This is a genomic window from Tepidanaerobacter sp. GT38, from assembly GCF_021991635.1.
In the GTDB taxonomy this organism is placed as follows: domain Bacteria; phylum Bacillota; class Thermosediminibacteria; order Thermosediminibacterales; family Tepidanaerobacteraceae; genus DTU063.
In genome coordinates this window covers 14664-29239 of record NZ_JAFFJA010000001.1, presented here as the reverse complement: position 1 = coordinate 29239, position 14576 = coordinate 14664, and the positions used below count along the sequence as shown (strand labels likewise).

The following is a 14576-nucleotide window of genomic DNA, read 5'->3' as shown; positions in this document are numbered from 1 at the left end:
TACTGATAGTAGGCAAATATTGAGGTGAAATTATGGCTCAAGATAATACTGTCCAATCCGTAAGAAGGGCAATGATGATTCTAGAAGAACTTGCTACGGAAAAAGAGGGATTGGGCGTTACAGAGCTTGCTAAAAGAATTAATTTACACAAAAGTACGGTCCATCGCATGCTCACTACCTTGCTAAATCAGGGATATGTAGAACAAACTGCGTCATCGGATAAATACCGGCTTGGAATGAAGCTTTTATTTTTAGGTGGAGCTATCCTTGAACGAATGGACATTCGCCGGGAGGCCCATGATTTGCTAAAAGAGCTTTCTGAAAAAGTTAATGAAACAGTGCACTTAGTAGTGCCTGATGGATATAGGGCAATATATATAGATAAATTAGACAGCAATAAGACAATTCGCATGTATTCGCAAATAGGTCGTATAGCCCCGCTTCATGCTTCAGCAGTCGGTAAAGTGATTTTGGCTTTTTCAGAAGAAAGTTTTATTCACAAAGTGATTGAAAAAGGCCTCACAAGATTTTCTGCTAAAACTATAACTGAACCAAAAAAATTAATGGAGCATTTAAAAAAGATCCGAGAATTGGGTTTTGCAGTGGATGATGAAGAAAATGAAGAAGGTATTCGCTGTGTAGCTGCTCCCATATTCGATTATACCGGTAAGGTAATTGGTGCAATAAGCGTATCTGGGCCTACCGTTACAGTGACACAAGAAAAAATAAAGGAAATCTCTGAAAGTGTTGTGGACTGCGCCAAAAAAATTTCGCAAAGGATGGGCTGGAAAGGTAAGCCTTAAATTAAAATAAAAAGTTCTTTTAAATTGTGGAGGTGCTTTAATTGGACTTTAGTTTTTTCATGCCCGCACAATTAATTTTTGGCCGCGGGAAGGCGAAGGAAACAGGTACGTATGTCAAATCATTAGGTAACAAAGCTTTAATAGTTACCGGTAAGTCCAGTGCCAAAAGGGCTGGTCATCTTGATCTGGTAACAAAAAGCCTGGAAAAGGAAGGGATTGATTGGGTTTTATTTGATGAAATAGAGCCAAATCCCTTAACTACCACTATCGATAGGGGAATAAGCTTCGCCCGAGAAAATAAAGTTGACGTTGTTATTGGCTTAGGCGGAGGAAGTGCCATGGACTCTGCCAAATCCATTGCCTTTGGAGTAAAAAGGGAAGGCTCCATTGCCAATTATTTTGGGCCTCAGCCGGCATCAGAAGCCCTTCCCATAGTTTTGATTACTACCACTGCCGGAACAGGCAGTGAAGCTAACAGTTTTGCAGTTATGACAAATCCGGAAACACATGTTAAAAGAGCCCTTTCTTCACCAAGTACTTATGCCAAAATTTCCATTATAGACCCTGAACTTATGCTGACTGTCCCTCAAAAGGTTACTGCCTCTACAGGTATCGACGTATTTTTCCATTCCATGGAATCATATCTCAGTAAAAAAAGCCATCCTGTAAGCAAGCCATTGTCTCTTGAAGGAATGCGCCTGGTTGTAGAAAATCTTCAGGGTGCATATGAAGATGGAAACAATATTGAGTATCGGGAACGGATGGCTTGGGCCAACACCATTGCAGGAATTGCCATAAACCTTGCCGGCAATTGCGGAATACATGGGCTGGGCCATCCGATCAGCGCATATTATGACATTCCTCACGGTGAGACCCTCGCGGCAGTTTCCTTGGCGTTTTTGAGATTTTCTATTTCGGAAGCTTCGGAAAAACTAACTGAAGTTGCGAAAATACTTGGAGTTCAAACGGGAGGATTGTCTAGTGTTAAAGCTGCCGAAAAGGCTGTAGAAGCCCTTGAAACTTTTCTTAAAAATATTAATCTGCCAACAAAAATATCCGCTTTTGGAATTACAGAAAATGATATAGAAAAATTGGCAAGGAATGCTTACGAAAATTCCATCCACAATTTTAAAGCAAGTCCTCGGGAAATGACCCTGGAAGATGCAATAAGCATTTATAGAGAGTCTTTGTAAAATCAAAATAAATACAGATAAATACTTTTAACAAGAGGTGATAAAATGAATAAATTTGTAAGATTTGACAATGGTCAGAAAACAGCTTACGGTTTGCTTGAAGGAGATAAAGTAGTTTTGATTGAAGGCTCAATTTTTGGGAAATGGGAGAAAACAGATGAAAAATATGATTTAAAAGATGTAAAGTTACTAGCACCTTGTGAACCCAGCAAAGTAGTAGGGGTAGGAATAAACTACAAAGAAGTCGTGCTCAAAAAAGGAGATCCAATGCCGGAAGAACCAATAATCTTTTTAAAACCCGACACTTCGGTTATTGGTCCTGACGATGCTATAATTTCGCCTAAAGGTGTAAAAGACCTTAATTATGAAGCTGAGTTAGTAGTTGTCATAAAGGACAAGATAAAGGATGTAAGCGTAGAAGATGCTAAAAATCACATTTTTGGATATACATGCGGTAATGACATTACTGCAGCGGACTTTATGATAAAGGGAAAACCATGGGCTAAAGCCAAATGTTACGATACCTTTATGCCTATAGGGCCATGCATTGTAGATGGGCTTGATGGCGACAATTTAAATATCAAGATGTATCACAACGGAAAACTAACTCAGGATGGAAACACATCAGATATGGTATTCAATGTTTCGCAAATTATTTCCTTTGTTTCACATATTATGACATTAAATCCAGGAGATATCATAAGCACTGGGACTCCTCCAGGAAAGGGGAAAATTGTGCCGGGCGATGTGATTGAGGTAGAGATAGAAGGCATAGGAAGATTAACGAATAAAGTAGTGTAATGTCATTTTTACATATTTCCCGGGCAATACAGGTATACTTGTAAAAGAGTTTGATTTTACTAAAATACCGGGGTGATACAAAAATGACAGAACTCATCAACAATCGACAGTATAGGATAAATCTTCTAAAACAAATCATTATGGAACTTCACCAGGGCAAGTCAGTAGAAGAAGTAAAGGAAAAGTTTAGAGAAGCTGTGAAAGATGTGACTCATGAAGAAGTGGCAGCAATGGAGCAGGCCCTTATTCAAGAGGGGCTGCCGGTTGAAGAAATACAAAAGATGTGCGATGTTCACGCCTCAATTTTTAAAGAGACTTTGGATAAAAAACCTGAGCCTGAAATGATTCCGGGTCATCCTATACATACATTCACCCAGGAAAATCGGGCTCTGGAAGATTTGATTGAAAACGAAATAAAACCTAGAATTGAGGTACTAAAGTCAGCAGACAGCCGGCAAGAGCAAAAGAAAGTTGTCTTAGAACTTCTGGAAAAGTACAATCTCCTCATGGATATTGATAAACACTACAGCCGCAAGGAGAACCTCATATTTCCCTATCTGGAAAAGTACGGCATCACTGCACCCCCGAAAGTTATGTGGGGAGTGGATGATGAAATTCGAGGGGAAATAAAAGATGTCATCAATGACCTCAAAAACTACGATGCAGATGCCAGGCAAAACATCATAAATAAAATACAAAAGAACCTTGAACGAATACAGGATATGATCTATAAAGAAGAAAAAATTCTCTTCCCAATGGCAGTTCAAAACCTAACTCAGGATGAATGGTATGAGATTTACAAAGAGAGTGACGAAATAGGTTTTTGCTTGGTAGAGCCTGCTGCCAAATGGGAACCACAAAATATTAACTTAACAGAAAAGACTGATGTTGTCGCAGATCCCCATACTAAAGGTTCTATAAAATTTGACACAGGCATCCTTACTCCCAAACAAATCGAGCTTATCTTTAATCATTTGCCTGTAGACATAACTTTTGTAGACAAGGATGACATAGTAAAATACTTTTCTTTAGGTCCGGAGAGAATCTTTACGCGAACTAAAGCAGTCATCGGTAGAAGTGTGCAAAACTGTCATCCACCTGCCAGCGTGCATATAGTGGAGAAACTGGTTAAGGATTTCAAAGACGGCAAGAAAGATGTAGAGGAATTTTGGATAAACATGGGCGGTAAGCTGATTTACATCCGCTATTTTGCCGTAAGAGACGAAAATGGGGAATTTGTAGGCACACTGGAAGTTACTCAGGATATAACCAGAATAAAAGAAATAGAAGGCGAAAAAAGACTTATGGACTAAAAGAGACCCTTCGGGGTCTTTTTTATTTGGCTCTTTCTTTATGAAGGACAAATATCGAAAGGCTGAATTTTTTATATTGTTGAATTTTTATTCGGAAGTATTGAATAAATATTCATTTAGAGTATAATGTTAATTAGTTTTCATTTTTAGGGGGTATGTTTATGGATTATGGATTTCTATCAGTACTGCCGGTAATCGTAGCCGTGACGGTATCGATAGCCTACAAAAACGTCATACTAGCACTTTTTGCTAGTGTCCTTCTAGGTATTTTGATTTTGATTGGAGGCCATCCTATCGCCGCGGTCACCACCATGATGCAGGACTATTTATTTGTGCAGCTCACCGATAGCTATAATGCAGGTGTATTGGTGTTGCTGGTATTCATTGGTGGATTTATAAAACTGATGGAAAAATCAGGTGGAGCAGCGGCCTTTGCCGAAAAGGTTAGCCACATTATAAATACCAGGGTAAAGGTCCAGATTGCGGCCTGGATAGGTGGCATAATCGTCTTTTTTTCAGATCTTGGCACTCCTCTCATCGTAGGCCCTATATTTGAACCTCTCTTTGATAAGTTGAAGGTTTCCAGGGAGAAGCTGGCATGGATCATTGACAGTACAGCATCTCCGGTAGCGGTATTGGTGCCCTTCATCGGCTGGGGGGTCTACATTATGGGCCTAATTCAAAAGGAATACGAAGCCTTGAGCATAGCTGAATCCGACTGGACTGCTTTTATTCAGTCAATTCCCTTCAATATTTATTCGATCCTGGCAGTGATCATGGTGCCTCTAGTAGCATATACAGGATACGAGTTTAGCGCCATGGCCAAAGCCGAAAAGCGTGTACAAGAAACCGGTAAGCTCTTTTGGGAAAATTCTAAGCCCATGAGAATGCCAGAAACAATTAATAATGTCAATAGTAACCCTATGCTTATTTTTTTACCCATTTTGGTGCTTTTAGTATCCCTTTTTGGCATCCTAGCACCTCTAGGCTTTCCACTTAAGCAGGTACCCGGCGGGACATTTAGAGCTGCTTTAAGCACTGCATATCTCTTTGCGGCCATTACTTTAATGGCTCTCATGCTCTACTATAAAGTAAATACCTTTGAAGAAACTTTTAGCATTTATGTCAAGGGCATGAGCAGCATGATGTCCGTTGCAGTGATTTTGGTATTATCCTGGTCCCTCAGCTCAGTAAGCGGTCAACTGGGCACTGCCGATTATATTACACAATTGACCAAGGGAACTGTGCCCTCCTGGGCGATCCCTGCCATCATCTTTATAATAGGAGCAATTATGTCCTTTGCCACTGGTACTTCTTGGGGAACCTATGCCATATTGATGCCAATAATAATCCCCATGGCAGTAGCCCTGGGATCTCCCGTTCATGCTTGTATTGGAGCTGTGCTGTCCGGAGGAATGTTTGGCGACCACTGTTCACCCATTTCTGATACCACCATTTTGGCTTCTACCGGTGCCGGGTGTGACCACGTAGATCACGTTAAGACCCAGTTGTCCTATGCTGTACTTAATGCTATAATTTCCTTTGGAGCATATATAGTTGCAGGGTTTACCGGTAGCCCTATCGCGTTGGTTTTAGCCATAGCCGCTATGGTAGTGGTTTTACCAATTCTTTCAAAGGCTTATGGCCATCGAATTAAGAATACACATATTTAGGAAATAGAAAGAGGAAAGCTATCATGAGCAATCTTTGGAGTGGAAGGTTTTCTAAAGGGATGGATCGCCTGTTACAGGAATACAATGCTTCGATTCCCTTTGACCATATCCTTTATCCTTATGACATCAAAGGAAGTATTGCCCATGTCACCATGCTGGCTGAGCAGGGAATAGTAACTCACGAAGAGAGCCGCCAGATTATTCAGGGCCTGGAGGAAATCAAAGAAGATATGGATAAAGGAAAGATAGAGTTTAATATCGAAGACGAAGATATCCACATGGCAGTGGAAAAAGAGCTTATTAAGAGGATCGGCGACGTAGGGCGAAAGCTTCATACCGCCCGAAGTCGTAATGATCAAGTAGCCGTTGATACTAGGATGTTTTTAAAGGATGAAATCCGCCAAATCTACGGATTGCTGCAGGAACTTGGAATGGCCATTGTGGGAAAAGCGAAGGAAAACGTAGATTACATTATGCCGGGGTTTACCCACTTGCAGCATGCCCAACCTGTTACTATAGGTTTTCACTTCATGGCCTATTTTCAACAGATAAGAAGGGACATGGAGAGGCTCTTAGACTGCTATAAAAGGGTGGACTGTTGTCCTTTAGGAGCCTGTGCTCTGGCGGGTACTACCCTTCCCATTGACAGGCAAAAAACCGCCGAACTCCTCGGGTTTGGCGATATCTGCGACAATGCCATGGATGCCGTCAGCGACAGAGATTTTATAGTAGAATTTATAAGTTTTTCTGCCCTCTGTATGACTCATTTGAGCCGTTTTGCGGAAGAATTCATACTTTGGAATTCTCAAGAATTTGGCTTTATTTCCATTGACGATGATTTTTGCACAGGCAGCAGCATAATGCCTCAAAAGAAAAACCCGGATATTCCTGAGCTCATGAGGGGAAAAACCGGAAGGGTTTTTGGCCATCTTATGTCTACCTTGACCATGTTAAAGGGTCTACCTTTGGCCTTCAATAAAGATATGCAGGAAGACAAGGAAGCCCTCTTTGACACTGTAAAAACTGTAAAAAGCAGCATCGAGATTTTTACCGCCCTCATTAAAAAGACCAGTTTTAACTACAATAAAATTGCAAGCCATTTGGAAAAGGGATTTTTAAACGCTACGGATTTGGCGGAATACCTGGTATCCATCGGCATTCCCTTTAGGACTGCTCACGAGCTGGTTGGGAAAATGGTCAAATACTGTGAGGAGAGCAATATCAAGCTAGAGGATTTAGAGGAAAGCGATCTATCTAAAGTGGACTCAAGACTTTCGGGAGTAACCCTCCCTCCACTGGATAACTTATCCTGCGTAAAGAGGAGGACCTCTTTAGGTGGGACGGCTCCACAAGAAGTTAAACGGCAAATTGATAAAGCCCTAAAATTTTTAGAACAAAATCCTTTCTGCTAAACCAGAGAAAGAGCTTAAGGATAACTTTATGAAGACCTAATTTAAAAAAGTTGAAAAACAAATGAGAGAACATACTATAAATGTATAATATGTTCTCTCATTTATTAATTTGTTCTACAGCTTTTGATTATATAATATAAATTATACGGTATAATAATATTTATTTTCTTTAATAAAACGCATAAAGATTTGATAAAATAAATAGCCCAATACTGCACCTAACAAATTTAAAAGAATATCGTCTACATCAAATGTGCCAATCGCGGTTAATAGTTGAATGATTTCAAACATTAAACTTAGAACAAATGCACTTAATATTATGGATTTAAACTTATTAATCCTGCCGATAAGTAATGATAACAGAAAACCGAATGGTGCAAATGCAACAATGTTTCCTAATATATTTTTCACTGAGATTCTCATGTTTTGGCTTTTAGATAGATATTCTAGAATAGTTTTAAATGGTATAAAGTTGCTATGGGCTATCCTAAAACTTAATGATGAAATTTCAGAACTATTTAAGATATGTTTTATCATAGACATTGGATATTTTAAAAGTATAACTTTTATCAGTAATGCCAAATATATAGCAAAAACAATCCAAACCACAATTTTTCTTTTCCTAGTCTTCATTAGCTGCTCCTCCATATATTACCACACATAATTCTATAAATACACTCTTCATCTTTCTTTAAAACTCGCAACAATAGCACTTTATTTCATCCATTTAAAAAGATATAATGGCGGCATCAATTGCCATCGCATTCTTTAAGGAAGCCTTCAAAGTCTTGACTTTTTATGATTTTATCTGAAATCTTGGTTCTAGCTTTAATAGCTTTTGAGATTTTAATGGCAGGTTTTACATCGCCGAAAAGAATCGCTCCTACGGGAATATTATCTTTAAAAAACACTACTCTGTAGATGTTGTTGCTATAGCTTTTAATTGTATCGTGAGGTTTGCCGTCTTTACATAAATCACCAATGGAATATATTTCTACGTCAAATACTTTTAAATAATTTGAGGGAACAACTTCGCTGTATGAAATCTTTTGACCTGCCATATTAAGACCTGCTGTTTTTCCCTGTTCTTGAGCAACAGGCCAGATGCCGTAGACCTGACCTTTGTATTCTGCAACATCACCGGCCGCATATATGTCTTTGACTGAGGTTTGCATGTATTCATCTACTACTATACCCCGTGCCGATTGTATGGAAGTATTTTTAACAAAATCAATGTTTGATCTTACACCCGTAGCAAATACCACAAATTCAACTGGAATAGTTTCTCCATTACCTAACTGAATATCTGTAACTTTTTCCTTTCCCGATATTTTGTTTAACTGTTCTTGTACAATAAAGTTTATATTAGCCTTTTTGCCTAAATCCGTTAAAATTTCAGCAGCAGTTTCATCCAGTTGTTTAAAGAGTATGTGGGGGGCTCCTTCTATTACATGTACTTTCTTACCTTTTTTTGCTAAAGACCAGGCAATTTCTAGGCCAAGAAGACCTCCGCCGATTACGGCGCCTTGCGTTTTATCGCTGATGAAATCATTAAATGTTATTACATCATCCATAGATCGTATTGAAAATACCCCGGCAAGCTCTTTCCCTTGAATTGGAGGGACAAAAGGGCTGCTTCCGCTGGCTATTAGCAATTTGGAAAAGTAAAATGTATTGCCGTTTTCGAGAGTTATCTCATTATTAGCCGGGTCAATGCTAATCACCTTCTGGTTAAGATTCACTTTTATATTGAGATCCCGGTACCATTCAGGTTTTCGAATATATAGTTTATCTAAATTAGGGGTATCGCCAATTAAACCTGATAGCCGAATGCGGTAATAAGCGTAATAGGGTTCATCGCCGAATATGACAATTGGGGTATCCTTGTCATGCTTGCGGAAGGCTTCAGCAGCAGCAACCGAAGAAATGCCATTACCAATAATAACAATGGGATTCATTGTTCATCCTCCATATTTCTATTAGACACAATAAGGCCCGATGTATCGGGCCTTAGAACTATTCTTCTTCAAACATATCTTTACCTACACCACATTCGGGGCAAACCCAGTCATCAGGAAGATCTTCAAAAGGAGTGCCTGGTTCGATTCCGTTGTCTGGATCACCCACTTCTGGATCATAAACGTATCCGCATATAGTGCAAACCCATTTTTTCATGTTTGTCCTCCTTACCCCCATTTATTTTTGCTCATATGACCTTTAAGTTCAGCTTTTATGCGCTGTTGAATATCCACAGCATAAGCTTTGGCTGCTTCAAATAATTTTACACATGGAGGATCAAGCTCGTCTTTGATACCTTTTTCGCTGATTTCCTTTACTTTTTCAAGCAAGGTAAATAATTCAATATGCAGGCTATTGGTAAATCTCGATCTCTCAATCTTGGAGGCAGTTTCTTCATCTAACTTTGCAAATTCCTCTTTGGGCGCACCGCATTTTGGGCATTTTTCGGGTGCCTCATCTCCATCAAATATGTAGCCACATACGCCACATTGCCATTTTGACATTAGAGATAACCTCCTTTATTATAATATACTAAACCCTTACAAAAGATTCATAAATATGATAAAACATAATAATTGTAGAAATCGATAGGTTTTGATTGAGTATTGCCTAAATAAGTCAATTACATTTTAATTATAACGATAATTACTATTAACTGTCAAGATAAATAAATAAAGTAAAAAAAGTCTAAAATTGGCATGTGATATGTTCAACAAAAATCGGAAGAAAACATGCCAATTTTTGGACAAATGTGAAACAGCTTATCTCTATGCTAGTTTCAACTCATTTTTTTGTTTGTGGCGCTCAATGGCTAATTGAATTAGCTCGTCGATCAGAGCACCGTATGAAAGACCTGATATCTCCCACATTTTAGGATACATACTTATTTTTGTAAAACCAGGGATTGTATTTAGCTCGTTTATATATATTTTGCCAGAGACTTTGCTCATGAGAAAATCTACCCTAGCCATACCGGAGCAGCCTAAAGCTTTGAAGGCCTCAATTGCCAGTTGTTGAATTGTGGCAATGTCCTTTTGAGAAAGCGGAGCGGGAAGTAACAGCTTTGATTTGTCACCGTCCAGGTATTTAGCAGCATAGTCATAAAATTCCCGACTTGGAATGATCTCTCCAGGAAGGGAAGCACGCGGTGCGTCATTTCCCAAAACTGAACATTCTATTTCTCGTGCATCGATAAATTTTTCAACAAGGATTTTTGTATCATATTCTGCAGCTAGCAAAAGCGCAGCTTTTAATTCTTCTCTACTTTTTGCCTTGGAAATACCCACACTTGAACCTAGATTGGCAGGTTTAACGAAACAAGGGTAACCTAAGGAAACCTCTACTTCAGAAATGATTTCGGTCAGATTAGTTTGTAATTCTTTTTTATAATATACCTTATAATCCACAACAGGCAGGTTGCTTTGCTGCAAAATTTTTTTTGAAAACACCTTATCCATACAAATAGCTGAAGATGCGACACCACAGCTTACATAAGGAATATTCATCATCTCAAAAATACTCTGCACAGTGCCGTCTTCTCCGCGAGGCCCATGTAAAACGGGAAAAACCACATCAAGGTAATAACGAGTCTCTTTGCCGTCCTTAAGTGTTATTATACATTTGGAAGCTGGGTCAGGAGAAATTAAAGCAGGTACTGCTTCTTGTTCCCAGCTGCCATTTTCAATTTTTGAAATGTCTCCCAAAAAAAGTTTCCAGTTGCCTTCTTTGGTTATACCTATTGGAATAATGTCGTATTTTGTTTTGTCCATTACTTTCATAACCGACACAGAAGACATTAATGAAACTTCATGTTCACCTGATTGGCCGCCAAAAATAACGCCAACTTTGATTTTTTCCACTATAACCATCCTTTCGAATTCGCATAAACTGAAAAGGGAAGTATTAACACATTATCTTTTAATTTATATTCATTATAGTATAAAAAAAGTATCATCACAAACAAAATGCAGCATGATGTATTGACTTTTTGATAATTTAGAAATAAAATATACTTGCCGATGATATTGAATTGCATTATCAGTAACAGGAGGGGTGAAGAGATGACAAGAGATCGGATAGCGATGCTCGAACTGGAAAGAGAAGGACTTTTGAATCAGTGGACCCGTAACGAGGGTGACAGATTAAAACTTTTGGTTCGAATTATGGAAATTGAGGAACAAATTGATGAGTTAAAAAAAGGTGCCTAATCAGGGCTACCTCGATGTCAACAAATGACGAAAAATATCTGAAAAAAAGTCGCTAAAAAACTGTCAAGACAAGCTGTTGCGCAATTGACAGCTGTATCGATAATATGTTAAAATTAATTGCAAAAAAACCTGAGAACGCTTAATTCTTTCTATTAAGAAAGAAGCGGGGGACCCGATTTTGGGGTGAATCCCTTTGAATATTATTATCAAGGGGTAGGGCTACTCTTCGGCCCGAATCCGTCAGCTAACCCCGCAGGCGTGAGAAGAGGAGGTTATTAGCGATGTGTGCTGTACAAATTTGCACCAAAGCTATGGATCTCCATAGCTTTAATTTTGTCCCAAAATACGTTAAAGGAGGGGTGTTGTGATGATAAGTCCTATGGATGTGCGTTTTGCGGTAATAGGTGGAGGCAATGGGGGATTGGCTATGGCAGGTTACCTGGCCTATAAGGGTTTTTTAGTAAATCTTTATAACAGAACCCAGGCCAAAATCCAAAGCCTAATAGACAACCCTACAATTGACTTGACTGGCGCCGTAGAAGGTTCAGGTAGGTTAAATAAAGTCACAAGCGACATAGGTGAAGCTATACGCGATACGGATATCATAATGGTTACTACTCCTGCCACTAGTCATTATGAGCTAGCTCGATTGATGGCTCCTCACTTAGAGGAAGGTCAGATTATAGTTTTAAACCCCGGCCGCACCGGTGGAGCATTAGAGGTTTATGAAACATTGCGAAGCAGTGGATGTAAAAAGAATATAGTTGTTGCAGAAGCCCAAACCTTTATTTATGCATGTAGAGCCACAGGACCGAGAAGTGCGAAGATATTTAGTGTAAAGCATGAAGTTGCTCTTGCTGCAATTCCGGCCATCTTTACACATAAAGTCATACGACTTTTATCAGGGGCTTATCCTCAATTTACCCCGGCCATGAACGTAATGGAAACCAGCCTAAACAACTTTGGTGCCATTTTCCATCCAGCACCTACTTTACTCAACAGCGGTCATATTGAACGAGGAGAGACTTTTGAATATTATCTAGAAGGCATAACACCATCTATTGGTCAAATGCTAGAAAGGCTGGACTCTGAACGGATGAAGGTTGCGACTGCTTTAGGCGTAAAAGCTGTCTCAGCGAGACAGTGGTTGGAAGATTCTTACGGGGCCAAAGGTAATTCCATTTATGAAGCTATTCAAAACAATCCGGGTTATAGAGGACTTACAGCTCCTAAAGGTTTGGATACCAGATATATATATGAGGATGTTCCTTGCAGCTTAGTACCAATTTCATCCATTGCTTCGAGTCTTGGAATCGAAACTCCGTCAATTGACACTATAATTCGACTGGCGAATATAATGACAGGCAGAAACTTTTTTGAAGAAGGCAGAACCGTAGAAAAGTTGGGTCTAAAAGATATGTCCGCTAATCAAATTATTGAGTTTGCCGAAACTGGAGAGTACACTACCACACTGGAACCGAATGAGGAGGTGGTGGCATAATGAAAAAAGTAATTGCCGCCTCGATAGGTAATTGCGTTCACGTTGCAGGGATAATGAATTTTTTGTCTTTAGCCGAAAAGGAAGGATATGCTGTACAGTTTTTAGGTGCGGCCATTTCTATAGATAAATTGCTAGAGGCCGTAAGGCAAGAAAAACCCCATTATGTTGGTGTAAGCTATCGACTTACACCGGAGCCTCTTAAAAAAGTCTTGGCTGAATTGAAAGAAAAGATTGATATGCTAGGCTTAAATGATATAAAGTGGGTTTTTGGTGGCACCGAGCCTACTGCACAAGTAGCCAAAGAAAGCGGTATTTTTTCATTTACCTTTGATGGAACCGAGGATCCGGATGAGGTTATTGGATTTTTGAAAGGGAAGACTTTTACAAAAAGTGATGACTATCCGCAGGATTTGATTTCAAGGATATGGTCAAAATATCCTTACCCGGTATTGCGCCATCATATAGGTTTACCTAGCATAGAGGAAACCATAGCTGCCATCGAGGAAGTGGCTGAATCTAAAGTTCTGGATGTAATATCCGTGGCTCCTGACCAAAATGCACAGGAACACTTTTTCGAGCAGGATAAAATGGATCATAGATTGGACGGGGCAGGTGGAGTTCCGCTTAGAAGTCGGGAAGATTTTGAAGCCCTTTATGAGGCTTCACGCAGAGGTAATTATCCAATTCTTCGCTGTTATAGCGGAACGAAAAATCTTATTCCCTTTGCTCAGCTTCTAAAGGATACAATTAACAACGCCTGGTGTGCTGTTCCTCTGTATTGGTATAGCGTTTTAGACAGGCGAGGACCTCGTACTGTAGAGGAGGCCATCAGGGAAAACCAGCAGGTCATGAAATGGCATGGTGAGCGTAATATACCGGTAGAGGTCAATGAATCCCACCATTGGAGCTTAAGGGACGCTCATGATACTATAGGTGTTGTTACGGCATATTTAGCTGCTTACAATGCTAAGAAAATGGGAGTTAAAGATTACGTTGCCCAGTATATGTTTAATGTTCCGCCATCAATATCCCCGGCAATGGACTTGGCCAAGATGCTGGCCAAAATTGAACTGATAGAAAGTCTGCAGGACGAAAACTTCACAGTGTACCGTCAGGCGAGAGCTGGTATTGCAAGTTTGCCTGCAGATCTTAATCAAGCCAAAGGTCAGCTTGCGGCATCATGTCAACTAGCCATGGCTATAAAGCCACACATCTATCATGTGGTGGGTTATTGTGAAGCTCATCATGCAGCAACCGCTCAAGATGTCATAGAAAGCTGCAAGATAGTGCGCGGTGTTATTCGAAATGTGATGCTGGGGGCTGTAGATATTACCCAGGATCCAAAAGTACAGGAGAGGAAAAATCAGCTTATCGAGGAAGCACAAATTACGTTAAATGCTATAAAATCACTTGGTGCCAATGTAGATGATCCTCTAACCGATCCTGCTGTCCTCGCAAAAGCTGTAAAAACAGGAATCCTTGATGCACCGCATCTTAGAGGAAACGAAGCTGCTTGTGGAAAACTAGTTACACGTTTGGTGGATGGAGCATTATATGCCTACGATGAAAATGAAAAACGAGTAATTTCCGAAAAAGAGCGCATCGATAGAATACTGAGCCAAAACAAAATATGTCATACAGTGTAATTGTAAAT

14 protein-coding genes and 1 riboswitch are annotated in these 14576 nt (G+C 39.6%); of the genes, 9 read left to right on the top strand and 5 right to left on the bottom strand.

Going from position 1 to position 14576, the window contains the following annotated elements; all coding sequences use genetic code 11:
* Positions 1-32: 32 nt before the first annotated feature.
* The 6 genes from JT739_RS00150 to argH all read left to right on the top strand — a co-directional run bounded on the left by JT739_RS00150 (position 33) and on the right by argH (position 7195).
* Entirely contained in the window at positions 33-803 is a 771-nt protein-coding gene (locus JT739_RS00150; protein ID WP_237659081.1) for an IclR family transcriptional regulator, read from the top strand.
* Between the two features lie 41 nt (positions 804-844).
* On the top strand, positions 845-1996 hold the full coding sequence (locus JT739_RS00145; protein WP_237659080.1) for an iron-containing alcohol dehydrogenase: 1152 nt from the start codon (positions 845-847) through the stop codon (positions 1994-1996).
* A 45-nt stretch (positions 1997-2041) separates the two neighbouring features.
* Positions 2042-2797 carry a fumarylacetoacetate hydrolase family protein gene (locus JT739_RS00140; RefSeq protein WP_237659079.1) on the top strand — a complete coding sequence of 252 codons (756 nt, stop codon included), beginning with the start codon at positions 2042-2044 and terminating at the stop codon, positions 2795-2797.
* Positions 2798-2880: 83 nt separating this feature from the next.
* Entirely contained in the window at positions 2881-4110 is a 1230-nt protein-coding gene (locus JT739_RS00135) for a DUF438 domain-containing protein (RefSeq protein ID WP_237659078.1), read from the top strand.
* A 161-nt stretch (positions 4111-4271) separates the two neighbouring features.
* Positions 4272-5783: a Na+/H+ antiporter NhaC family protein gene (locus JT739_RS00130; protein ID WP_237659077.1), complete on the top strand. Its 1512-nt coding sequence runs from the start codon at positions 4272-4274 to the stop codon at positions 5781-5783.
* Positions 5784-5806: 23 nt separating this feature from the next.
* Entirely contained in the window at positions 5807-7195 is a 1389-nt protein-coding gene (gene argH, locus JT739_RS00125; RefSeq protein WP_237659076.1) for an argininosuccinate lyase, read from the top strand.
* Positions 7196-7336: 141 nt separating this feature from the next.
* Here the strand turns inward: argH and JT739_RS00120 are convergent, their stop codons facing one another.
* The 5 genes from JT739_RS00120 to JT739_RS00100 form a co-directional block, all read right to left on the bottom strand.
* On the bottom strand, positions 7337-7828 hold the full coding sequence (locus tag JT739_RS00120; protein ID WP_237659075.1) for a VanZ family protein: 492 nt from the start codon (positions 7826-7828) through the stop codon (positions 7337-7339).
* A 116-nt stretch (positions 7829-7944) separates the two neighbouring features.
* Complete coding sequence (locus JT739_RS00115) at positions 7945-9153, bottom strand: NAD(P)/FAD-dependent oxidoreductase (RefSeq protein WP_237659074.1); 1209 nt, start codon at positions 9151-9153, stop codon at positions 7945-7947.
* 58 nt (positions 9154-9211) lie between these two features.
* A complete protein-coding gene (gene rd, locus JT739_RS00110; protein ID WP_237659073.1) occupies positions 9212-9370 on the bottom strand; it encodes a rubredoxin in 159 nt (52 codons plus the stop codon).
* Between the two features lie 11 nt (positions 9371-9381).
* Positions 9382-9717, bottom strand: coding sequence for a rubredoxin-like domain-containing protein (locus JT739_RS00105; protein ID WP_237659072.1), 336 nt, complete (start codon positions 9715-9717; stop codon positions 9382-9384).
* Positions 9718-9981: 264 nt separating this feature from the next.
* On the bottom strand, positions 9982-11073 hold the full coding sequence (locus JT739_RS00100) for a D-alanine--D-alanine ligase family protein (protein ID WP_370642526.1): 1092 nt from the start codon (positions 11071-11073) through the stop codon (positions 9982-9984).
* 201 nt (positions 11074-11274) lie between these two features.
* Between JT739_RS00100 and JT739_RS00095 the strand changes: the two genes are divergently transcribed.
* The 3 genes from JT739_RS00095 to JT739_RS00085 all read left to right on the top strand — a co-directional run bounded on the left by JT739_RS00095 (position 11275) and on the right by JT739_RS00085 (position 14568).
* A complete protein-coding gene (locus JT739_RS00095) occupies positions 11275-11421 on the top strand; it encodes a chromosome segregation protein SMC (protein WP_237659070.1) in 147 nt (48 codons plus the stop codon).
* A 126-nt stretch (positions 11422-11547) separates the two neighbouring features.
* Positions 11548-11696: riboswitch (cyclic di-AMP (ydaO/yuaA leader) on the top strand.
* Between the two features lie 92 nt (positions 11697-11788).
* The gene (locus tag JT739_RS00090) at positions 11789-12922 is read left to right on the top strand and encodes an NAD/NADP octopine/nopaline dehydrogenase family protein (RefSeq protein ID WP_237659069.1); all 1134 of its coding nucleotides are present in this window, start codon (positions 11789-11791) and stop codon (positions 12920-12922) included.
* Entirely contained in the window at positions 12922-14568 is a 1647-nt protein-coding gene (locus JT739_RS00085) for a cobalamin B12-binding domain-containing protein (RefSeq protein ID WP_237659068.1), read from the top strand. Before JT739_RS00090 ends, JT739_RS00085 begins: the two co-directional genes overlap by 1 nt.
* Positions 14569-14576: the final 8 nt, after the last annotated feature.